The 20,367-nt window shown below is 68.6% G+C and carries 21 protein-coding genes, 1 tRNA gene and 1 pseudogene; 13 read left to right on the plus strand and 10 right to left on the minus strand.

Annotated features, from left to right (window positions below):
* The first annotated feature begins 14 nt into the window (after positions 1 to 14).
* A complete protein-coding gene (locus OC534_RS18540) occupies positions 15 to 113 on the plus strand; it encodes an integrase core domain-containing protein (RefSeq protein WP_262072365.1) in 99 nt (32 codons plus the stop codon).
* Positions 114 to 140: 27 nt separating this feature from the next.
* On the opposite strand, the pseudogene OC534_RS19325 reads toward OC534_RS18540, so the two are convergent.
* The 3 genes and pseudogenes from OC534_RS19325 to OC534_RS18550 all read right to left on the minus strand — a co-directional run.
* Positions 141 to 260: pseudogene (locus OC534_RS19325) on the minus strand (DUF6538 domain-containing protein); the annotation flags it as partial.
* A gap of 83 nt (positions 261 to 343) precedes the next feature.
* A tRNA-Ser gene (locus OC534_RS18545) sits at positions 344 to 433 on the minus strand.
* 81 nt (positions 434 to 514) lie between these two features.
* Positions 515 to 1,507 carry a LysR family transcriptional regulator gene (locus OC534_RS18550; protein ID WP_017357441.1) on the minus strand — a complete coding sequence of 331 codons (993 nt, stop codon included), beginning with the start codon at positions 1,505 to 1,507 and terminating at the stop codon, positions 515 to 517.
* A gap of 121 nt (positions 1,508 to 1,628) precedes the next feature.
* On the opposite strand from OC534_RS18550, the gene OC534_RS18555 reads away from it, so the two are divergent.
* Both OC534_RS18555 and OC534_RS18560 read left to right on the plus strand, forming a co-directional pair.
* Complete coding sequence (locus OC534_RS18555; protein WP_026071002.1) at positions 1,629 to 2,210, plus strand: NAD(P)H-dependent oxidoreductase; 582 nt, start codon at positions 1,629 to 1,631, stop codon at positions 2,208 to 2,210.
* 224 nt (positions 2,211 to 2,434) lie between these two features.
* Positions 2,435 to 2,788, plus strand: coding sequence for an SH3 domain-containing protein (locus tag OC534_RS18560; RefSeq protein WP_262072360.1), 354 nt, complete (start codon positions 2,435 to 2,437; stop codon positions 2,786 to 2,788).
* A 34-nt stretch (positions 2,789 to 2,822) separates the two neighbouring features.
* Here OC534_RS18560 and serS read toward each other — a convergent pair whose 3' ends face one another.
* Positions 2,823 to 4,103 carry a serine--tRNA ligase gene (gene serS / locus OC534_RS18565; protein ID WP_017357439.1) on the minus strand — a complete coding sequence of 427 codons (1,281 nt, stop codon included), beginning with the start codon at positions 4,101 to 4,103 and terminating at the stop codon, positions 2,823 to 2,825.
* Between the two features lie 133 nt (positions 4,104 to 4,236).
* On the opposite strand from serS, the gene OC534_RS18570 reads away from it, so the two are divergent.
* A complete protein-coding gene (locus tag OC534_RS18570; RefSeq protein ID WP_136005464.1) occupies positions 4,237 to 4,872 on the plus strand; it encodes an energy transducer TonB in 636 nt (211 codons plus the stop codon).
* Positions 4,873 to 5,029: 157 nt separating this feature from the next.
* Positions 5,030 to 5,584, plus strand: coding sequence for an energy transducer TonB (locus OC534_RS18575; RefSeq protein WP_017357346.1), 555 nt, complete (start codon positions 5,030 to 5,032; stop codon positions 5,582 to 5,584).
* Between the two features lie 84 nt (positions 5,585 to 5,668).
* Here the strand turns inward: OC534_RS18575 and aroA are convergent, their stop codons facing one another.
* The 4 genes from aroA to OC534_RS18595 form a co-directional block, all read right to left on the minus strand.
* A complete protein-coding gene (aroA, locus tag OC534_RS18580) occupies positions 5,669 to 6,982 on the minus strand; it encodes a 3-phosphoshikimate 1-carboxyvinyltransferase (protein ID WP_017357345.1) in 1,314 nt (437 codons plus the stop codon).
* Between the two features lie 118 nt (positions 6,983 to 7,100).
* Positions 7,101 to 8,285 (minus strand): prephenate dehydratase, encoded by a 1,185-nt coding sequence (gene pheA / locus OC534_RS18585; protein ID WP_262072361.1) that lies wholly within the window; start codon positions 8,283 to 8,285, stop codon positions 7,101 to 7,103.
* 53 nt (positions 8,286 to 8,338) lie between these two features.
* Positions 8,339 to 9,424 carry a 3-phosphoserine/phosphohydroxythreonine transaminase gene (serC, locus tag OC534_RS18590; protein ID WP_262072362.1) on the minus strand — a complete coding sequence of 362 codons (1,086 nt, stop codon included), beginning with the start codon at positions 9,422 to 9,424 and terminating at the stop codon, positions 8,339 to 8,341.
* A 96-nt stretch (positions 9,425 to 9,520) separates the two neighbouring features.
* Positions 9,521 to 10,321 carry an FHA domain-containing protein gene (locus OC534_RS18595; RefSeq protein ID WP_017357342.1) on the minus strand — a complete coding sequence of 267 codons (801 nt, stop codon included), beginning with the start codon at positions 10,319 to 10,321 and terminating at the stop codon, positions 9,521 to 9,523.
* A 121-nt stretch (positions 10,322 to 10,442) separates the two neighbouring features.
* Between OC534_RS18595 and OC534_RS18600 the strand changes: the two genes are divergently transcribed.
* From OC534_RS18600 to OC534_RS18610, 3 genes are all read left to right on the plus strand, one after another.
* A complete protein-coding gene (locus OC534_RS18600) occupies positions 10,443 to 10,718 on the plus strand; it encodes a polyhydroxyalkanoic acid system family protein (protein ID WP_017357341.1) in 276 nt (91 codons plus the stop codon).
* A gap of 77 nt (positions 10,719 to 10,795) precedes the next feature.
* Positions 10,796 to 11,290, plus strand: coding sequence for a phasin family protein (locus OC534_RS18605; RefSeq protein WP_136005470.1), 495 nt, complete (start codon positions 10,796 to 10,798; stop codon positions 11,288 to 11,290).
* Between the two features lie 199 nt (positions 11,291 to 11,489).
* Positions 11,490 to 12,491 (plus strand): restriction endonuclease, encoded by a 1,002-nt coding sequence (locus OC534_RS18610; RefSeq protein ID WP_262072363.1) that lies wholly within the window; start codon positions 11,490 to 11,492, stop codon positions 12,489 to 12,491.
* Positions 12,492 to 12,530: 39 nt separating this feature from the next.
* Here OC534_RS18610 and hutC read toward each other — a convergent pair whose 3' ends face one another.
* On the minus strand, positions 12,531 to 13,259 hold the full coding sequence (gene hutC / locus OC534_RS18615; RefSeq protein ID WP_017357338.1) for a histidine utilization repressor: 729 nt from the start codon (positions 13,257 to 13,259) through the stop codon (positions 12,531 to 12,533).
* 30 nt (positions 13,260 to 13,289) lie between these two features.
* Entirely contained in the window at positions 13,290 to 14,669 is a 1,380-nt protein-coding gene (locus tag OC534_RS18620; protein WP_166473164.1) for a formimidoylglutamate deiminase, read from the minus strand.
* 63 nt (positions 14,670 to 14,732) lie between these two features.
* Between OC534_RS18620 and hutI the strand changes: the two genes are divergently transcribed.
* From hutI to OC534_RS18645, 5 genes are all read left to right on the plus strand, one after another.
* Positions 14,733 to 15,932, plus strand: a complete 1,200-nt coding sequence (gene hutI / locus OC534_RS18625; protein ID WP_026070981.1) for an imidazolonepropionase — start codon at positions 14,733 to 14,735, stop codon at positions 15,930 to 15,932.
* A gap of 23 nt (positions 15,933 to 15,955) precedes the next feature.
* Positions 15,956 to 17,497 carry a histidine ammonia-lyase gene (gene hutH, locus OC534_RS18630; protein ID WP_262072364.1) on the plus strand — a complete coding sequence of 514 codons (1,542 nt, stop codon included), beginning with the start codon at positions 15,956 to 15,958 and terminating at the stop codon, positions 17,495 to 17,497.
* Entirely contained in the window at positions 17,494 to 18,348 is an 855-nt protein-coding gene (hutG, locus tag OC534_RS18635) for an N-formylglutamate deformylase (RefSeq protein ID WP_017357335.1), read from the plus strand. The genes hutH and hutG overlap by 4 nt, the downstream gene beginning before the upstream one ends.
* Complete coding sequence (gene hutU / locus OC534_RS18640) at positions 18,345 to 20,009, plus strand: urocanate hydratase (RefSeq protein WP_017357334.1); 1,665 nt, start codon at positions 18,345 to 18,347, stop codon at positions 20,007 to 20,009. Before hutG ends, hutU begins: the two co-directional genes overlap by 4 nt.
* Before the next feature lie 259 nt (positions 20,010 to 20,268).
* The coding region (locus tag OC534_RS18645) for an HAD family hydrolase (protein WP_262072366.1) at positions 20,269 to 20,367 on the plus strand (99 nt) is incomplete at its 3' end.

The raw sequence follows: 20,367 nt of genomic DNA on the forward strand, positions 1-20,367 counted from the left end.
ATGCCCTGCGGATCATTGGCGACTGGATTGGCTTCTACAACCAACAGCGCCCACATCAGGCGCTGAAGATGATGACCCCAGACGCGGCTCATGCCGCTACATTAACCGCATGACCTGAGCAGAAAACGGTGGGTCATTACAGTACGAAGCGTTTGCTTGATGAGCTTGCGGCCGATGACGGCCTGCAAGTCGTTCGGCACGCGCTGACGAAACGCGTAAGTGCCGGAAGGGGTGCGGATGAGGTGATGGGGGATGCGCATTTCGGGAGATATGTCCCGATTTGTGTCCCGCCGACAAACCTAAATATCCAAAATAAGTTCAATCAAATCCATAACTTATATATTGGCGGAGAGAGTGGGATTCGAACCCACGGAAGGTTTGACCCTTCGCCGGTTTTCAAGACCGGTGCCTTAAACCGCTCGGCCATCTCTCCGTATGTCGCGCGCCGGCCTTGCGCCGGGCGCGTATTCTCGCATGAGCGGCCGGGTTTTCCCAAGGCCGCCCGTGATGCGGCTCAGCCGGCATCCACCGCCAGCGCCCCCAGCGCGCTGGCCTTGATCTTCTCCTTGGCGCGCTCGCAGGCGCCGCCGCAGTCCAGGCGCGAGGCTTCGAGCTGGGGCGGCAGGTGTTCGGCGAGGAAGTCGATGAACACGCGCACTGCCGGCAGCAGACCGCGGCGGGAGGCGAACACGGCGTGGCAGATGCCCTGCGGCAGCGACCAGTCCGGCAGCACCACTTCCAGCTCGCCATTGCGCACGGCTTCGGCGCACACGGTTTCCGGCAGCATGGTGATGCCGAAACCGTCCTTGACCATGCTCTGCAGCAGCGGGAAATCGAAGCCGGCCACACGCGGCTGCAGGTCAACGCGGCGCACCGCGCCTTCCGGGCCGTGCAGCTCCCAGCGCTGGCGGGCTTCGTCTTCGCTGATGCTCAGGGTGACGTGGTTGGCCAGTTCGTCCGGGTCCTTGGGGCGCCCGGCGCGGTCGAGGTATTTGGGGCTGGCGACCAGCAGTTCCTGCACCTGGCCGAAGCTGCGCATGACCAGGCTGCCGTCGTCATCCAGACGCGAGCGCACGCGCAGGGCGACGTCGTAGCCTTCATTGATGATGTCCACGCGGCGGTTGCTGATGTTCAGTTGCAGCCGCACTTTCGGGTACTGCGCCAGGAACTTGGGCAGCAGCTTGGGCAGCTGCATCTGCGCCAGCGACACCGGCACGCTGGCGCGCACGACGCCGCGCGGCTCGGCGCTGAGGCGGTCCACCACCTCGCGTGCGGCCTGGGCCTCGGCGAGCATGGTCTGGGCATGGCGATGGACGCTGGTGCCGACGTCGGTGACCGCAAACCGGCGCGTGGAGCGCTGCAGCAGGCGGACGCCCAGGTCGGTTTCCAGCTGGCTGATACGGCGGCTCAGGCGGGATTTGGGGATGCCCAGCGCGCGTTCGGCCGCGGCAAAGCCCCCGTGGTCCACCACCATCGCGAAGTAGTAGAGATCGTTGAGGTCGTGCATTCCGAAGTTCCAGATTTAGAACAATACGTGGCATTCAACCACCTTTATCCCAAACTAGCAACAACCTATCGTGTTCTCCGTCGGCGGCGTCTACCGCCTCTCCCAGAACAAGGTCCATGCCATGAAGCTTCTTCACATCGACGCCAGCGTCCTTGGCGACAACTCCGTCTCCCGCCAGCTGTCGGCCGCCGTGGTCCAGCAGTGGCGCGACCAGGTGCCGGATCTGGAGGTCAGCTACCGCGACCTCGACGCCCAGCCGGTTGCCCACCTGCGCAGCAGCTCGCTGGCCAAAACCGACGCGGCCGAAGCGGCCGATGCCGAACAGGTGCTGGAACAGTTCCTGGCCGCTGACGTGGTGGTCATCGGCTCCCCAATGTACAACTTCAGCGTGGCCTCCACCCTCAAGGCGTGGATCGACCGCCTGGCCGTGGCCGGCCGCACCTTCAAGTACACCGAGAACGGCCCGGTGGGCCTGGCCGGTGGCAAGCGGGTGATCGTGGCCAGCAGCCGCGGTGGCCTGCACACCGGTGCCCCGACCGATTTCCAGGACCCGTACCTGCGCCAGGTGTTCGCGTTCTTCGGCATCGACAACGTGGAGTTCGTGCGCGCCGAAGGCATCGCCTACTCGCCGCAGCACCGCACCGATGCGATCGCCGGTGCGCTGGCCGCGCTGCCGCAGCCGCAGGCGCTCGCCGCGGCCTGAGTCGTTCGACCCATCCCGTCCCCTCCCCCTCGTCGTGACGGTGTGGTGCGCGGCAACCGGTTCTCTCTCCCCTGCCGGTTGCCGCGCCTGATGGCCCCTTTTGGGGCCATCTTTTTTCTGGGAGGTTTTTTTGGTGGCGCGCGATGGTAGAGCAGCCGGGTGGGACCCGGCTCTACGGGTGATTGCGGGTAGGCTTTGTGTTCCTCCGCAATGGATTCCCGTACATGCGCTACACCGTTGTTGCCTCCCACCGCAGCGAGTTTCCACAGCCGATCACCTTGAGCCGTGGCGACGCGCTGGTGGTTGGCGAACGCTACCAGGGGCCCGAAGGATGGGATGACTGGTATCTGTGCGAGGCAGCAGGCCAGCAACCGGGCTTGGTGCCGGCGCAGGTGATCGGGCGCGATACGCAGCAGCAGGCGTTCGCGCGGGAGGATTACTGCGCACGCGAGCTGGATGTGGATGTCGGCCAGGTGCTGGACGGGGGCCGCATCATGAATGGCTGGGTGTGGAGCGAGACGACCGACGGTCGCGGCTCGGGATGGGTTCCGTTGCGGGTGTTGCGCGAAGGCGCCTGACGAAAAACCCGCCGGTTGGCGGGTTTTTCGTGGATCAGCCGATGGTCTCGATGCCGCCCATGTACGGTTTGAGCGCGTCGGGGACAGTGATGCTGCCGTCGGCGTTCTGATAGTTCTCCATCACCGCGATCATCGCGCGGCCGATCGCCACGCCCGACCCGTTGAGGGTGTGCAGCAGCTCGGGCTTGCCGGTATCCGGATTGCGCCAGCGGGCCTGCATGCGGCGCGCCTGGAAGTCGCCGCAGTTGGAGCAGGACGAAATCTCGCGGTAGGTCTCCTGCGAAGGCAGCCACACTTCCAGGTCGTAGGTCTTCACCGCCGAGAAGCCCATGTCGCCGGTGCACAGCAGCACCTTGCGGTACGGCAGGCCCAGCGTCTCCAGCACCACTTCGGCGCAGCGGGTCATGCGCTGGTGTTCGTCTTCGCTCTGCTCGGGACGGCACGCGGTGACCAGTTCGACCTTCTCGAACTGGTGCTGGCGGATCATGCCGCGCACGTCGCGGCCGCCGCTGCCGGCTTCGGCGCGGAAACACATCGACTGGGCAGTCATGCGCAGCGGCAACTGGTCGGCATCGACGATCTCGTCGCGGACGATGTTGGTCAGCGGCACTTCCGAGGTCGGGATCAGGTAGCGGGTCGACTCGCCAACGGCGGTCTTGAACAGATCGTCCTCGAATTTCGGCAGCTGGCCGGTGCCACGCAGCGAATCTGCGTTGACCAGCAGCGGCACGTTGGTCTCTTCATAGCCGTGCGTGCCGGTGTGCAGGTCGATCATGAACTGACCCAGGGCGCGGTGCAGACGCGCCAGCGGCCCGCGCAGCACGGTGAAGCGCGCGCCGGACAGCTTGGCGGCGGTTTCCGCGTCCAGCCCTTGGTTGCGGGCGCCGAGCTCGACATGGTCGAGCACCGGGAAGTCGAAGCTGCGCGGGGTGCCCCAGCGCTTCTCCTCGACATTGTCCGATTCGTCCTTGCCGGGCGGCACATCGTCGGCAGGCAGGTTGGGCAGGCCCAGCGCGATCGCTTCGATCTTCTCGCGCAGCTCGTCCAGGGCCACTTCGGAGGCCTTCAGCTCATCGGCGAAGGCAGCCACTTCGGCCATGATCGCCGACACATCCTCGCCCTTTGCCTTGGCCTGGCCGATGGCCTTGGAACGGCTGTTGCGAAGGCTCTGCAGCTCCTGGGTGCGCACCTGGATGCGCTTGCGGTCAGCTTCCAGCGACTCCAGCGCGGAGACATCCAGCTCGAAACCGCGCGAGGTGCGCAGGCGTTCGGCAAGGTCGGCGGGCTGTTGGCGGAGCAGGGCTGGATCGAGCATGGCGTGGGAAAGGTCTGCGGGTCTGGAGGGGGATTATCGCCTGTTATGCGGATTTCTGCCGCCCTGCAGGCCCATGACACGCGCCAGTCAGCGGGTCCGTGGCAGAATCGGGGGGTTCACAACGGTATGGCTCATGTCCGCTTCCCGCTCTTCGTCTGGCAAGAACATCACCTTCCACCTGCCCCGTCGCAGTCTGATCATCGCGGGCATCGCCTTTGGCGTCGGCCTGCTGTTGTTCCTGGTGGTATGGCTGAGCAGCCGCAACAACGACTTCTACAAGGCCAGCCCCGCGCAGACCCCGCAGCAGGTGGCCGAGATCGAGCCGCTGCCCGAACCCCTGCCCGCAGCGGCCGGCTCCAGCGACATGCCCGACGCCAAGGCGCCGCCGGCCGGTGAGGATGTGCCGCAGCTGGTGGAAACCGCACCGCCTCCGCCGCCGGCCGCCGCCCCGGCAGCGCCGGCGCCGGAAACAGCCCCGGTGGCGATGGCCGCCGGCGACCGCCCGATGCCGATCGCCGACCAGTCGCCGCCGCCGAGCTATCCGCCGGGCGCGCTGCGCCGGGGCGAGAGTGGCAGCGTCGTGGTGCGCGTGGACGTGGATGCGACCGGCGCGCCGGTGGATGTGACCATCATCCAGCGCAGCGGTTCACGGGACCTTGACCGCGCGGCCACCGACGCCGTGCGCCGTTGGCGCTTCCAACCCGCGCAGAGCAATGGCCAGCCGGTGCCGGGCAGCATTGAAGTGCCGTTCGACTTCAAGCAGGAGTAACACGGCGGCGGTTGCATAACGGCTCAGCAAGCTGAACCCCGTCGGCAATGCAGTCGCCGCGTTGACGTTGCGCTGACACATCCGGAACCGGGCCCGGGCAAGACTGCGGGTGTCGCAACGACACCAGGAGTCCGATATGAGTGTTACCCATCCGGAAATGCATGCTTCGCCGCATCAGCAGCGCGACGTCATCGATGAACCTGGCCGCCGGCGTGCGTCGCCCTGGCTGTGGATGGCCTTGATCGTGGCGATGTTTGCCGCCGCGCTGGTCTGGCTGCGCTATGCCGCGCCGGGCGAACCCACCGCGCCGCCGGTCGGTGAGCGCATGTTGCCTGCCACCGAAACCCCGGTAGCCACGACCGCGCCGGCCCCGCGCCAGGCGGCCCCGGCCAACGCCACGCAACAGCGCAAGGCGGCCCCGGCGGTACGCAACCGCGATGCGCGCCCGCTGGCCAGCAATGCCAAGCCGGCCTATCCGCGCAGCGCTCTGCGCAGCGGCGTGGAAGGCAGCGTGGTGGCCAGCCTCAACGTGGATACACGCGGCCAGGTGACCAATGCCAGCATCGTGCAGCGCAGCGGCACCCGCGACCGCGATCTGGACCGTGCGGTCCTGGGCACCGTCCGCGACTGGAAGTTCGAGCCGGCGATGCACAATGGCCGTGCTGTGGCCAGCGTGGTGCGTGTGCCCGTGGATTTCCGCACCGAGCGCTGATGCAGGCGGTGGTGCGTAACGAAAAGGGAGGCCGTTGGCCTCCCTTTTTCGTGGGACGGATGCCACCGCGTGCACGCGGTCGGATCAGCCCTGGCGCAGCCCGAAACCCGCGCCGGCAGCCAGGCCGTCGAAGTCGGGGAAGGACGTGGCGACGTTGGCGATGTCATTGACGCGCACTTCCCCAACGCTGAGCTGGCCGGCGATGGCGAAGGCCATCGCGATGCGGTGGTCACCGTGGCTTTCGATGGTGCCGCTGCCCAGCACGGCACCGCCGTGAATGGTGGCACCGTCGTCGGTTTCGTCCACCTGCACGCCCAACGTGCGCAGTCCGGTGGCCATCGCGGCCAGGCGATCGGACTCTTTCACCCGCAGTTCGGCGGCACCGCGCACGACGGTATTGCCCTGCGCGGCGGCCGCGGCCACGAACAGCGCCGGGAACTCGTCGATCATGTCCGGCACCAGCGCTTCGGGGATCTCCGCGCCATGCAGCGGGGCATGGCGCACGACCAGATCGGCCACCGCTTCCCCGCCATGCTCGGCATGGTTTTCCTCGACGATATCCGCGCCCATCAGGCGCAGCGCGGCCAGCAGGCCGGTGCGGCGTGGATTCAGGCCAACGGCGCGCAGGCGCAGCATGGAACCGGGAATGATGCTGGCGGCGACCAGGAAGAAGGCGGCCGAGGAGAAGTCGGCCGGCACGGCGATATCGGTCGCGCGCAGGCGCTGGCCGCCGCGCAGGCGGGCCTGGCCCGGCGAGAAGGCGATGTCCACGCCGAACGCGCGCAGCATGCGCTCGGTGTAATCACGGGTCGGGTGCGGTTCGCTGACCGAGGTCTCGCCCTGCGCGTACAGACCGGCCAGCAGCACGGCGGATTTGACCTGTGCGCTGGCCACCGGCGAGGCGAAGTCGATGCCGTGCAGCGTATGGCCGCCCTGCACGCGAAGGGGGGGCGTACCGTCGGCCTCGGTCGCGATCTGCGCGCCCATCTGCGCCAGCGGGCCGGTGACGCGGCGCATCGGGCGGCGTGACAGCGATGCATCGCCGACCATCACCGAGTCGAAGCGCTGCGCGGCCAGTACGCCGGCCAGCAGACGCATGCCGGTGCCGGCATTGCCGCAGTCCAGCGGCGCGGTGGGCGCCTGCAGCCCATCCACACCGACACCGTGCACGATGCGCTGCGACGGCGACGGGGTGTCGATGCGGACGCCCATCTGCGCAAAGATCGCGGCGGTCGCACGGGTGTCTTCGCCTTCCAGGAAACCATCGATGCGCGAGACGCCATCGGCCAGCGCGGCGAACATGACCGCGCGGTGGGACACCGACTTGTCGCCGGGAATGGTCAGGCTGCCCTGCAGGGGCTGGCCCTTGTAGGCGATCCAGTACGGAGAAACGGTCATCGTCGGTCCTGTGTGGCAGCCGCGCGCACGGCGCGCGGCGTGGTTCGGAGGGAGCAGCCACGGCGTCGCGCGACGCCGGGCCGGTGCGTCGCGCGCGGTACGCGGCGACGCGGATCAATCAGGGCACGGCCACCGGGTACGAGCCCAGCACTTTGATCTGCGCCGAGTGCGCTTCCAGCTCGGCCAGCGCGGCCTGCATCGCCGGGTCGTCGATATGGCCGGCCAGGTCGATGAAGAAGCCGTACTCCCACTTGGCATTGTGCGACGGGCGCGATTCGATGCGGTTCATGCTGATGCCGTGCCGCGCGAACGGGCTGAGCACGTCGAACAGGGCGCCAGGCTTGTCGTGGATGAACACGAGCACCGAGGTGCGGTCGTGGCCAGACGTGGGGAAGATGGTGCGGCCCACGACCAGGAAGCGCGTGGTGTTGTCGGCGTCGTTCTGGATCGGCTTGGTGACGACCTTCTTCAGGCCGTACACGTGCCCGGCACTCTCGCCGCCGATGGCGGCGGCATCGTCGGCATTGCGGGCACGGCGGGCGCCTTCGGCATTGCTCGACACCGGAATCCTTTCGGCCTTGGGCAGGTTGGCGCGCAGCCACGAGGAGGTCTGCATGAACGACTGGGGATGGCCGTACACGCGCTCGACATCATCCAGCCGGCCGCTGCGCGACATCAGGTACTGCTGCACGCGCAGTTCCACTTCGCCGCAGATCTTCAGGTTGGAGGTGAGGAACATGTCCAGGGTGATCTGGATGGTGCCCTGCCCCGAGTTCTCGACCGGCACCACGCCGAAATCGGCGTTGCCCGCCTCCACTTCCTGGAACACTTCCTCGATGCTCGCCAACGGCAGGCCCAGCGCCGAGCGGCCGAAATGCTTGAGCACGGCCTGCTGGCTGAACGTGCCTTCCGGACCGAGGTAGCCGATTTTCAGCGGCTCCTGCTGGGCCAGGCAGGCCGACATGATCTCGCGGAACACATGCACCAGCACTTCGTCGCTGAGCGGGCCTTCGTTGCGGTCCACCACCATGCGCAGCACCTGCGCTTCCCGCTCGGGGCGGTAGTAGTCCACCGCGGCGGCAAGCTTGCCCTTGGCCTTGCCGACCTGGTGGGCGAACTGCGCGCGTTCGGCAATCAACGCCTGGATGCTGCGGTCGATATGGTCGATCTTGGCTCGCACGTCCGAGAGCACCGGCGCCGGCAGCGCGCCATCAGGCTTGGACGCGGCCTTGGGCTTGGGCTTGGGCGTGGCCTTGGGCGTGGCGGCAGCCTTGGCGGTGGATTTGGCGGGTTGTTTGGCCATCAGGGATTCCAGGTGCAATGGGGCGGCAGGCGCCCCGGTCGAAACGTGAGAACTCAGCCGTGGCGCTGCTGGAAATCGCGCATGAACGCGGCCAGCGCGCGGGCGCCCTCCACCGGCATGGCGTTGTAGAGCGAGGCGCGGATACCGCCGACCGCCTTGTGCCCCTTCAGCGCCAGCAACCCGGCCGCCTTGGCGTCACTGACGAAACGCGCGTTGAGCGTGTCGTCGGGCAGGAAGAACGGAATGTTCATGCGCGAGCGTGCCACCGGCACTACGTCGTTGCGGTAGAAACCGCCGGACGCATCAATGGCCCCGTACACCAGCGCCGCCTTGGCGGCATTGCGGCGGGCGAATTCCTCCACGCCACCTTCGGCCAGCATCCACTGGAACACCAGCCCGGCCAGGTACCAGTTCCAGGTCGGCGGCGTGTTGAGCATCGAATCGCGCGCCACGTGCGAGCGGTAGTCGAAGATGTCGGCGCGCGGCTGACCGGTGCGTTCGAGCAGATCGCGGCGCACGATCACCACCGACACACCGACCGGGCCGAGGTTCTTCTGCGCACCGGCGTAGATCAGGCCATAGCGGCTTACGTCCAGCGGCTCGCTGGCGATGGACGAGCTGAAATCAGCGAACAGCGGCACGTCGCCGACGTCCGGCGTATCGCGGAACTCGACGCCGTGGATGGTTTCGTTGGCGGTGATGTGGACGTAGGCCGCGTCATCGGACAAACGCCAGCCGTCGCGCGCCGGGATGTCGTGGAAGCCGTTGGCTTCGCTGCTGGCGGCGACGTTGACGTTGACGTAGGGGGCAACCTGCTTGATGGCGGTCTTGCCCCAGTGCCCGGTAACCACGTAGTCCACGGTTTGCCCGGGGCCGGCGAAATTGAGCGCGAGCAGGGCCTGCTGGGTGGTGGCGCCACCGGCCAGGAACAGCACGGCGTAGTCGTCGGGAATGCCGATCAAGCGGCGCAGATCCGCGTCGGCCTGCGCGGCCACGGCCATGAACTCCGGCCCGCGGTGGCTCATCTCGACGATGGAGGCGCCGGCGCCGTTCCATTCCAACATCTCCGCCTGCGCCTGGCGCAGGACCGATTCCGGCAGGGTTGCGGGGCCGGCACTGAAATTGAACGCGCGCGTCATGTCACACCTATGGGGCAAGACCCCTAGTATGCCGCAGCGCACCAGGCTTTAGGCCTTGCCGCACAAGGCGAATTTGGTTGCAAACGAATCTATCGGTCAGCGCGCGCCGAACCAGAGCAGCCCGCTGATCGCACCGGCCAGCAGCACCGCACTGGCCAGCAGCCACGGCCAGCGCTGCACGCGCGGCCGGGTAGTGGCGACATCGGCATCGGCCGGCGCGTCGAGGGGTTCGTCCTCCTCCGCCTCCACTGCGCGTCGGCGGCCGTCGTGCGGCACTTCCAGCACGAAACGGTGCTGGGCATCGAACACCAGCTGATCGCCGGGCTGCAGCCAGCAGTGCCGCACGGTGATGCCGTTGACCCGGGTGGATTCGCCCGCGCCGAGGTCGCGCAGCAACAGGCGCTCGCCGTGGCGTTCCAGGCGGGCGTGCTGCTCGGCGAAGGCCGGATCGTCAATGACGATGTCAGCCTCGACACTGCTGCCGATCACGCGCGGCCGGTCGAGGGTGAAACTGCGGCCGTGGTGCTGGCCGCCCACGCCACGCAGCAGGCGCGGGTCGTCGCCCCCCTCGTCGCTGCGCGCCGGTGCCTGGGCCAGCGCTTCGCACTCGCCCTGCACCACCATCTCCACGCCGTCGGCATACACCGCATCGCCGGGACGCAGCAATGCCATGCGCCGGACCGGGCGGCCGTTGACATGGATGCCACGGATACCGGTGGCGACCTGCAGCCACAGGCCACGGTCGTCCAGACAGAACTGGGCCAGCAGCAGCGTGCCCGGGCTGTCGTCGGCCAGCCGGACGGTGCCCGAGGCGTGGCGCACGATGCGATGCACCCCGGGCCGCAGGGGCTGGTCGGGATGTTGGCGATGGGTGAAGTGGACTCGCAGGTTCTGCACGCGGCGAAAGCCTAGCAGGTTGACTGTCAGGGAAGAAGAAGTGTGACGCAGACCTTGGAGTTGGCGCGCAGGATGCGCACAATGCACCCCCTTTCCCTGCCACGGTCCGCCAGGAGCCCCCATGTCCAGCATCGATATCCGCCACGCACATTCCCTTCCCGCCGACGGCGCGCGCCAGGCGATCGAGGATGTGGCGGCCAAGCTCTCCGAGCGCTTCGGGCTGCAGTCCAACTGGCTGGGCGATGTGCTGAACTTCTCCGGCTCCGGCGTGGATGGCGCGATCGCGCTGCTGCCCGGCCAGGTGCACGTCACCGCCAAGCTGGGCTTCCTGCTCTCGGCGATGAAGGGCATGGTGGAAAGCGAGATCCAGCGCGTGCTCAAGGAAAAGCTCGGCTGAACCGGCGGCACGCCATCACCCCGCCGCAACGGTCGGGGTGATTACGATCCTAGGGAGTCCACCAACGGGATCGCAGCATGAATGCACACGACGAATTCGACGAGCGCAACCCGGGCGAGAAGCCTTCGTTGCAGGACCAGGCCGAGCGCTTCTCGCGCCGGCTGACCGGGTCGGCCCACCAGGTCTGGCTGGCCGGGCTGGGCGCGTTCGGGCGTGCACAGGCCGAAGGCAGCCGCGTGTTCGACACGCTGGTCAAGGAGGGCGAAACCCTCGAAGCCCGCAACCGTGAACAGGCCGGCGACACGCCGCGCTGGCGCGACAGCGTGGAAGAACACCTGGGCGATGCGCGCGAAAAGGCGGCCGGCACCTGGGACAAGGTCGAGAAGGCCTTCGATGACCGTGTCCAAGGGGTCCTAAAGCGCCTCAACATTCCCACGGCCGAGGATGTGGCCGCGCTCAACGCCCGTATCGAGGCGCTGACCGCACGCGTCAACCGCGCCGAGAGCCGCAACGCCTCGCCCAATGCGGACCCGTCGCCGGGCAGCCACCAGTCGCCGGGATCGCCCCCCTGATCGCCCGCCACTGCGATTGTTGCAAAGCAGCAGGACTTTGTTGACAATCCGGATCGACCCGCCAATCGCTTCTTCGCCGTTTGTTCCCTCCCCTCACGGCTACGGATTGGCGGGTTTTTTGTGCCTTGCATCACACCGCACAGCCGGGTGGGCACATATAAACTGTTGATCGTTCTTCCCTGTTCAGATCAAGCATCTAATGTTCTCCTGGATTCTGGCCCTGCTGCTGGCCCTCATTGTGTGGTTCCTGGCGACGGCCTACCTGTGGCTGGTCAAGCGGCGGCAGAAGGAGACCCAGCTCGGGCTGAACGCGCTGGCAGGTATGCATTGGCGGGATTTCTCCGAGATCGTGCGCCGGGCCATGCGCGAGCAGCGCGGCCTGAAGGATGTGCCGGGCGAGGCTGACGACAGCCGTGAGCCACGCAGCGACTTCATGATGGACGACGGCCAGCACCGCTGGCTGGTGTCCTGCAAGCACGGCCGCGCCTACCGGATCGGCACCGCCGCGGTGAACGAGCTGGGCGCCGCCGCGCGCCTGGCCGGTGCCCGTGGCGGCGTCCTGATCACCGAGGGCCGGGTCGAGCGTGATGGCCGCCTGGCCGCCGAGAAGCAGGGTGTGGAAGTGCTCGACGGCCACCTGCTGTGGCCGCTGCTCAAGCCCTACCTGCCCGGCGACATGGAAGCGCGGGTGCAGGCCGGCGCGCGTCGTGAGGCGATCCGCCGGATTTCGATCGCTGCGCTGGGCTCGCTGACCCTGGGCCTGTTGGTGGGCATGGGCTACCTGACCTCGCGCCTGGAGAATGGCGCAGCAGTGGCTCCGCCGGCCGTGGCCCCGGTGCCGGCCCCTGCCGCAATGCCTGCCCCGGCCCCCGCACCTGCGCCGGTCACCGCCGCACCGGCCCCGCCGGGGCCGGCCGCCCCGCCGGCGCCGGCAATGGAGGCCAACCCCGACACTGCCACCCTGGACCGCTATCAGCAGGAACTGTCGCGCGCCCTCGCCGGGCAGCCCGGCGTGGCCAGCGGCATCTGGCTGACGCGGCAGACGCTGGCCATCAACCGCACCGGCGAGATCGACCAGGTGTGGCCGCTGATCTGCGCCGAGGTGACCCGCTATCCGGCACTGCGCACCGTGCGCATCCAGCTCAACCCACGCCCCGGTGTGGACGAGCCGGTCCGCTGGCGCCAGTGCGCCACGCTCTGAAGCACCGCAGCAGGGTCGAGGGCCGCGCCGCGCGCAGCCTCAGCGCGCGCCCGGTGAGAAACGCGCCACCAGGTCCCAGGCATCGCCCAGGAACATCTGCCGCACACAGGTGATCGGCTGCTCACCGCGCCAGGTCAGGCGGTCGATCACCAGGCATGCCGTACCGGGTTTGACCTCGAGCAGCGCGGCAGCGGCGTCGTCGGCGCCCCACGCACTGATGCGGTGCTGGGCGCGGGTCCAGGACACGTTCTGCAGCAGCCAGCTGCCCGGCGCGGTGGTGGCGAAATCCACCTCCAGCACCTCGGGCACGCCGACCGGGCTGATCAGGCGGTGCTCCAACGCGAAGGGCCGCCCATCGGCACGGTGCAGGCAGCGGATCGCCAGCAGCTTCTCGCCGCCGGCCAGCGCCACCTCTTCGTCGGCCTCGGCGCGCGGGGCGCGATAAGCGCGCTCGAGCAGCTGATAGCCGTACGCGTGGCCACGCGCGCCGACCGCCATTGCGATATCGGGAATCTCCAGCGCCACCTGTTCCAGGTGCGGCGGTTGCCGCGCCACGAAGGAGCCGGCGCGGCGGCGGCGTTCGATCATGCCACTCTCGGCCAGCGCGGTGAGCACCTTGTTCACGGTCATCCGCGAACAGCCGTACTGCTCCATGAGCTCGTGCTCATAGGGAATACGGAATCCCGGCGGCCACGTCCCACTGAGGATGCGGCTCTCCAGATCGGCGCGGATGCGCTGGTTGAGGGTCGGTGCTTTCTTGCCCGTCACGCGGGATTCCTGGGAGGGCGCGGCCGGCGGTCAGCCGGCCTGCAGAACAGTACGAAGGGCGTTGGCGAAGCGGGCGGCCACAGCATCGCGCTGCAGATGGCGGCCCTCGCGGACCAGCTGGCGCCCCTGGCGCCACACCGAACGCACCGCGCCATTACGTGCGGCGAACACCCAGCTGTCAAGCAACGCATCGCCCTCGCGCGCGATCAACGCCGGGTGCGCGGCGTCCAGCTCGACCACATCGGCCGGTGCGCCCACCTGCAGCCCCGTGGCCACGCCCAGCGCCTGCCCGGCACCGCGCAGCGACTGCTCGAACAGCCAGCGCCCGCTGGACTGGCCGTCGCCCGGGGCCAGCACGTTGCGCCCGCGGACGTGCAGACGCTGACCGTATTCGAGCAGACGCAGCTCTTCGGCGGCATCGATCAGCACGTTGGAATCCGAGCCAACGCCGAACCGGCCGCCGGCGCGCACGAAGGCCTGCATCGGGAACAGACCATCGCCCAGGTTGGCCTCGGTGATCGGGCACAGCCCGACGACGGCCTGGCTGGCCACCATCCGCTGCACTTCGTCGGCATCCACATGGGTGGCATGTACCAGGCACCAGCGCGCGTCCACCGGGGCATGCTCGTACAGCCAGCGCACCGGACGCAGGCCGCTCCACGCCACACACGCATCGACCTCGCGGGTCTGCTCGGCAATGTGGATGTGCACCGGGCCGGCGGTAAGCGGCAGCAGCGCGGCCAGTTCGTCGCCGGTGACCGCGCGCAGGCTGTGCGGGGCGATGCCGAGCACGGCATCGTCGCTGCCGCGCAGCGCGTGCGCGCAGCCCTGCAGCAGTTCGGCGAAGCCGTCCACATCGTGGATCAAGCGGCGCTGGGCCGGGTTGGGCGCGACGCCGCCGAAGTCGGCATGCGCGTAGAACACCGGCAGCAGGGTCAGCCCGATGCCGCTGCCCTGTGCGGCCGCCGCGATGCGCGCGGCCATCTCGGCACGGTCCGCGTACGGGGTGCCATCGGCGGCATGGTGCAGGTAGTGGAACTCGCCCACGCGGGTGAAGCCCGATTCGAGCATCTCCACATAGGCCTGTTCGGCGATGGCCTGCACCGCGTCCGGCTGCAGGTGCGCCAGGAAGCGGTACATCAGCTCGCGCCAGCTCCAGAAGCTGTCGCCGCTGTTGCCGCCGATCTCGGTCAGGCCGGCCATGCCGCGCTGGAAGGCGTGGCTGTGCAGGTTGCCCAGCCCCGGCACGGCGATCGCCAGTGCGGTATCACCAGGCTGCGCCGGCACCCCGGCGGTCACCTCGACCAGCGTGCCGCCCTGGCAGGCGATGCGCACATCACGGGCCCAGCCGCTGGGCAGCAGTGCGTGGGCGGCGTGGAAAACGAGCAGCGGAGCGGGGTTGGCTGGCATCACTGGACATCCCGGAAGAGGCGCCTATATTGTATAGACATATACACCGATGTGGTTGCTGCCATGCACTGTGACACCCTCTGGTACAACGCCCACCTCATCACCGTCGACGGCCCCGGCCTGGCCGTGATCGGGAACGGTGTGATCGCCGCCACCGACGGTCGCATCGTGCACGTCGGCCCGGCCGGCTCGGAGGCGCACCTGCAACCGGCCCGGCGCATCGACTGCGGCGGCCGCTGGATCAGCCCGGGGCTGATCGACTGCCATACCCACCTGGTCTACGCCGGCAACCGCGCCGGCGAGTTCGAGCAGCGTCTGCAGGGCGTGAGCTACGCCGACATCGCGCGCGCCGGCGGCGGCATCGTGTCCACCGTACGCGCCACCCGCGCCGCCACCGACGACGCGCTCATCGCCGCGAGTCTGCCCCGGCTGGACGCGATGCTCGCCGAAGGCATCACCACGCTGGAAATCAAATCCGGCTACGGCCTCACCCTCGCCGACGAAAGCAAGCAGCTGCGCGTGGCCCGCACCCTGGGGCAGCGGCGCGCGGTCGAGATCGTGCCGACCTTCCTCGGCGCCCACGCCATTCCGCCGGGAAGCACCGCGCAGGCCTACATCGACGAGGTGTGCGGGACGATGATTCCCGCCATCGCCGCCGAGGGCCTGGCCGAGGCAGTGGATGTGTTCTGCGAGACCATCGCCTTCAGCGCCGAACAGGCCGAACAGGTATTCCTGGCAGCCAAGCGCCACGGGATGGCGATCAAGATCCACGCCGAACAGCTCAGCAACCAGCACGGGGCAGCACTGGCCGCCCGTCATGGCGCGCTGTCGGCCGACCACATCGAACACCTCGACGCCGACGGCATCGCCGCGATGGCGGCCGCCGGCACTGTGGCGGTGCTGCTGCCGGGTGCGTTCTATTTCACCCGCGATACCACCCTGCCCCCGATCGCCGCCCTGCGTGCGGCCGGCGTGCCGCTGGCGCTGGCCACCGATTCCAACCCCGGCACGTCACCGCTCACCAGCCCGCTGCTGGCGATGAACATGGCCGCCACGTTGTTCCGCATGACCGTGGAGGAGTGCATCGTCGGCTTCACCCGGGAGGCCGCGCGCGCCCTTGGCCGCGCCGACCGCATCGGCCGCCTGGCGGTCGGCCTGGACTGCAATCTGGCCCTGTGGGACATCGATGCACCCGCCGACCTGGTGTACCGCATGGGCTTCAACCCGCTGCACGCGCGCGTGATGCGCGGCGTATCCGTCTGACTTCTGTGATGTCTGGAGATTTCATGAGCACTACCCTGACCCTGCACCCCGGCGCCGTGACGCTGGCGCAATGGCGCGCGATCCACGACGGGGCGCGGGTGCGCCTGGACCCGGCTTCGGCCGGGGCCGTGCTGCGCAGCGCCCAGACCGTGGCGGCGATCGTGGCCAAGGGCGAGCCGGTGTACGGCATCAACACCGGCTTCGGCAAGCTGGCCAGCGTGCGCATCGAGCGCGATGACCTGGAAACCCTCCAGCGCAACATCGTGCTCTCGCACGCGGCCGGCGTTGGCGAGCCGATGCCTGCGCCCGTGGTACGCCTGATGATGGCGCTGAAACTGACCAGCCTGGCGCAGGGCGCGTCGGGCATCCGCCCGCAGACCCTGGCCTTGCTGGAAGCGTTCCTCCAGCACGACATCGTGCCGGTGATTCCGTGCCAGGGCTCGGTGGGCGCGTCCGGCGACCTGGCACCGCTGTCGCACCTGGCCAGCGTGATGATCGGCGTCGGCGAAGCCTTTGTCGCCGGCGAGCGCCTGCCCGCCGCCGATGCGCTGGCCCGCTTCGGGCTGGCGCCACTGGTGCTGGGCCCCAAGGAAGGCCTGGCCCTGCTCAACGGCACCCAGTACTCCACTGCCTACGCGCTGGCCGGCCTGTTCGCGATCACCACCGTCTTCCAGGCCGCCCTGGTCACCGGAGCATTGTCGGTGGAAGCGGCCAAGGGCTCGGATACACCGTTCGATCCGCGGATCCATACCCTGCGCGGGCAGCATGGCCAGATTGCCACCGCCGCCGCGCTGCGCACCCTGATGCAGGGTTCGACGATCCGCGAATCGCACCGCGACAACGATGTGCGCGTGCAGGACCCGTACTGCCTGCGTTGCCAGCCGCAGGTGATGGGCGCGGCCTACGACGTAATGCGCCAGGCTGCCACCACCCTGGCGATCGAAGCCAACGGCGTGTCCGACAACCCGCTGGTGTTCACCGACACCGGCGAAGCGCTGTCCGGCGGCAATTTCCACGCCGAGCCGGTGGCCTTCGCCGCCGACATGCTGGCGATGGCGGTCTGCGAGATCGGCTCGATCAGCGAGCGCCGCACCGCGATGCTGGTTGATCCGGCATTGTCCGGTCTGCCCGCCTTCCTGACCCCCAAGCCCGGCCTCAACTCCGGCTTCATGATTCCGCAGGTCACCGCCGCCGCGCTGGTGTCGGAAAACAAGCAGCGTGCCTACCCGGCCAGCGTCGACTCGATTCCCACCTCGGCCAACCAGGAAGACCACGTGTCGATGGCCGCGCACGGCGCCCGGCGCCTGCTGGCGATGGCCGAGAACGCGGCCAACGTGGTGGGCATCGAGCTGCTGGCCGCCGCGCAGGGCTGCGACTTCCACGCCCCGCTGCGTTCCAGCACCGCGCTGGAAGGCGTGCGCGCGCGCCTGCGTGCGCAGGTGCCGACCCTGCAGGACGACCGCTACTTCCACCCGGACATGGTGGCCGCCACCACCCTGGTACGCAGCGGCGCGCTGGCCGAAGGGCTGGCCGACGTGCTCCCGCAGGTGGAGCCGCTGGCATGAACACCCGGCCCGACTGGCTGCAGGTGCATGAAGGTGACGCACCGCTGATTGTCAGCTTCCCGCACACCGGCAGCGACCTGCCCGAGGATCTGGCCAGCCGCTTCGTCTCGCCGTGGCTGGCCCGCCGCGATGCCGACTGGTGGGTGCACGACCTGTACGAGTTCGCCCGCGGCATGGGCGCCACCACGGTGCGCTCGGCCATCTCGCGCTCGGTGATCGATCTCAACCGCGATCCCAGCGGCGTATCGCTGTACCCGGGGCAGAACACCACCGGACTGTGCCCGCTGACCACCTTCGACAACCAGCCGCTGTATCGCCCGGGCATGGCACCGGACGAGGCGGAGATCGCGCGCCGCCGCGACACCTACTTCGCGCCATACCACGACGCGCTCGCCGCGCAGATCGCACGCCTGCGCCAGCGCCACGGCACCGTCGTGGTGTACGACGCGCATTCGATCCGCTCGCGCATCCCGCACCTGTTCGATGGCGAGCTGCCGCAGTTCAACCTCGGCACCGCCGGCCCCTCCGGCGCACCGGATACGTCCTGCGACAACGCGCTCAGCGACGTCGTGGAGAACCTGTGTCGCATCAGCGGCATGCCGCAGGTGCGCAACGGCCGCTTCAAAGGCGGCTGGATCACCCGCCACTACAGCGACATCCCCGGCGGCGTGCACAGCCTGCAGATGGAACTGGCCTGCCGTGGCTACATGTCCGAGCCGGCCCCGGACCAGCTGGACGAGCACAGCTGGCCCACTCCGCTCGACCCCGACCACGCCGCACACCTGCGCCGCACTCTGGCGCAGGTGCTGACGGCCTGCCTTGACTTCGCGACCAACCGGAGCGCCGCATGACCCGCAACGACCCGTCCCGCACCATCACCGCGCCCACCGGCACCACCCTCACCGCGAAAAGCTGGCTGACCGAAGCGCCGCTGCGCATGCTCATGAACAACCTCCATCCGGACGTGGCCGAGCGCCCGCAGGAACTGGTGGTGTACGGCGGCATCGGCCGTGCCGCGCGCGACTGGGAGAGTTTCGACGCCATCGTCGACACACTCACGCGCATGGACGACGACCAGACCCTGCTGGTGCAGTCCGGCAAGCCGGTGGGTGTGTTCCGCACCCATGCCGATGCGCCGCGCGTGCTGATCGCCAACTCCAACCTGGTGCCGCGCTGGGCCAACTGGGACCACTTCAACGAGCTCGACAGGAAGGGGCTGGCGATGTACGGCCAGATGACGGCCGGCAGCTGGATCTACATCGGCGCGCAGGGCATCGTGCAGGGCACCTACGAGACGTTCGTGGAAATGGGCCGCCAGCATTACAACGGCAGCCTGGCCGGCAAGTGGCTGTTCACCGGCGGGCTGGGCGGCATGGGCGGCGCACAGCCCCTCGCCGCGGTAATGGCCGGCGCCTCGTGCCTGGCGGTGGAATGCCGCAAGAGCAGCATCGACATGCGCCTGCGCACCGGCTACCTGGACACCTGGACCGACAACCTGGACGAAGCGCTGCGCCTGATCGAGGCATCGTGCACCGCGAAGAAGCCGCTGTCGGTCGGCCTGCTCGGCAATGTCGCCGACGTGCTGGACGAACTGCTGGTGCGCGGTGTCAAACCGGACCTGCTCACTGACCAGACCTCCGCGCACGACCCGGTCAACGGCTACCTGCCGCAGGACTGGACCGTGGAGGAATGGGACGACAAGCGCGTGAGCGCGCCCAAGACCGTGGAAAAGGCCGCACGCGCCTCGATGGCCAACCATATCCGCGCCATGCTCGCGTTCCACGCGCTGGGCGTGCCGACCGTGGATTACGGCAACAACCTGCGCCAGATGGCGCTGGAAGAAGGCGTGGAGAACGCGTTCGACTTCCCCGGTTTCGTTCCCGCCTACATCCGCCCGCTGTTCTGCCGCGGCATCGGCCCGTTCCGCTGGGCCGCGCTGAGCGGCGACCCGGAGGACATCGCCAGGACCGATGCCAAGGTCAAGGAACTGATTCCGGACAATCCGCACCTGCACCGCTGGCTGGACATGGCCGCCGAGAAGATCAGATTCCAGGGCCTGCCGGCGCGCATCTGCTGGGTTGGCCTGGGCGACCGCGACCGGTTGGGCCTGGCCTTCAACGAGATGGTCGCCAACGGCGAGCTGAAGGCCCCGGTGGTGATCGGCCGCGATCATCTGGACAGCGGCAGCGTCGCCTCGCCGAACCGCGAAACCGAAGCGATGCGCGACGGCTCCGACGCGGTCTCCGACTGGCCGTTGCTCAATGCCCTGCTCAACACGGCCAGCGGTGCCACCTGGGTGTCACTGCACCACGGCGGCGGCGTCGGCATGGGCTTCTCGCAGCACGCCGGCATGGTGATCGTCTGCGATGGCAGCGAGGCGGCCGCCAAGCGCATCGCACGGGTGCTGTGGAACGACCCGGCCACGGGCGTGATGCGCCACGCCGATGCAGGGTATGAAATCGCGCTGGACTGCGCGAAGGAGAAGGGGTTGGATCTGCCCGGGATTCTCTGAAAGCGCGTGCGGACCAGCGGTCCGCACCGCCCCGGGGGAGATGACGTTTTCCGCCCACCCTGTTAACTTGCGCACCCCATTCGCAGTTGACAGGGTTGCGCGCTCGCGCGCGGCCGGTCGCTACCATCCGATCCCGCACGCATGACTGTTTCCCCCCCCCCCACCCCGTCCCCTCCCGGCCGCGCCGGCCGCGCACCTGATCCCCGCCACCGATCTGGATGGCACCTTCCGCGCCGGCGATGCCGCCGCGCGCCACCGCCTGTACCGGCTGGTCGACCAGCACCCCGGTATCCGCCTGATCTTCATCACCGGCCGCGGGCTCGAAGCGGTGATGCCCCTGCTCTCCGATCCGGCCATC

Source organism: Stenotrophomonas sp. Marseille-Q5258 (assembly GCF_946900935.1).
GTDB classification, from domain to species: domain Bacteria; phylum Pseudomonadota; class Gammaproteobacteria; order Xanthomonadales; family Xanthomonadaceae; genus Stenotrophomonas; species Stenotrophomonas nematodicola.

Excerpts from the sequence above, each read along its gene's own strand:
- OC534_RS18550 (WP_017357441.1), bottom strand. The coding sequence starts at position 1,507 with ATGCACGACCTCAACGATCTCTACTACTTCGCGATGGTGGTGGACCAC.
- OC534_RS18555 (WP_026071002.1), top strand. The coding sequence starts at position 1,629 with ATGAAGCTTCTTCACATCGACGCCAGCGTCCTTGGCGACAACTCCGTC.
- OC534_RS18560 (WP_262072360.1), top strand. The coding sequence starts at position 2,435 with ATGCGCTACACCGTTGTTGCCTCCCACCGCAGCGAGTTTCCACAGCCG.
- serS (WP_017357439.1), bottom strand. The coding sequence starts at position 4,103 with ATGCTCGATCCAGCCCTGCTCCGCCAACAGCCCGCCGACCTTGCCGAA.
- OC534_RS18570 (WP_136005464.1), top strand. The coding sequence starts at position 4,237 with ATGTCCGCTTCCCGCTCTTCGTCTGGCAAGAACATCACCTTCCACCTG.
- OC534_RS18575 (WP_017357346.1), top strand. The coding sequence starts at position 5,030 with ATGCATGCTTCGCCGCATCAGCAGCGCGACGTCATCGATGAACCTGGC.
- aroA (WP_017357345.1), bottom strand. The coding sequence starts at position 6,982 with ATGACCGTTTCTCCGTACTGGATCGCCTACAAGGGCCAGCCCCTGCAG.
- pheA (WP_262072361.1), bottom strand. The coding sequence starts at position 8,285 with ATGGCCAAACAACCCGCCAAATCCACCGCCAAGGCTGCCGCCACGCCC.
- serC (WP_262072362.1), bottom strand. The coding sequence starts at position 9,424 with ATGACGCGCGCGTTCAATTTCAGTGCCGGCCCCGCAACCCTGCCGGAA.
- OC534_RS18600 (WP_017357341.1), top strand. The coding sequence starts at position 10,443 with ATGTCCAGCATCGATATCCGCCACGCACATTCCCTTCCCGCCGACGGC.
- OC534_RS18605 (WP_136005470.1), top strand. The coding sequence starts at position 10,796 with ATGAATGCACACGACGAATTCGACGAGCGCAACCCGGGCGAGAAGCCT.
- OC534_RS18610 (WP_262072363.1), top strand. The coding sequence starts at position 11,490 with ATGTTCTCCTGGATTCTGGCCCTGCTGCTGGCCCTCATTGTGTGGTTC.
- OC534_RS18620 (WP_166473164.1), bottom strand. The coding sequence starts at position 14,669 with ATGCCAGCCAACCCCGCTCCGCTGCTCGTTTTCCACGCCGCCCACGCA.
- hutI (WP_026070981.1), top strand. The coding sequence starts at position 14,733 with ATGCACTGTGACACCCTCTGGTACAACGCCCACCTCATCACCGTCGAC.
- hutH (WP_262072364.1), top strand. The coding sequence starts at position 15,956 with ATGAGCACTACCCTGACCCTGCACCCCGGCGCCGTGACGCTGGCGCAA.
- hutG (WP_017357335.1), top strand. The coding sequence starts at position 17,494 with ATGAACACCCGGCCCGACTGGCTGCAGGTGCATGAAGGTGACGCACCG.
- hutU (WP_017357334.1), top strand. The coding sequence starts at position 18,345 with ATGACCCGCAACGACCCGTCCCGCACCATCACCGCGCCCACCGGCACC.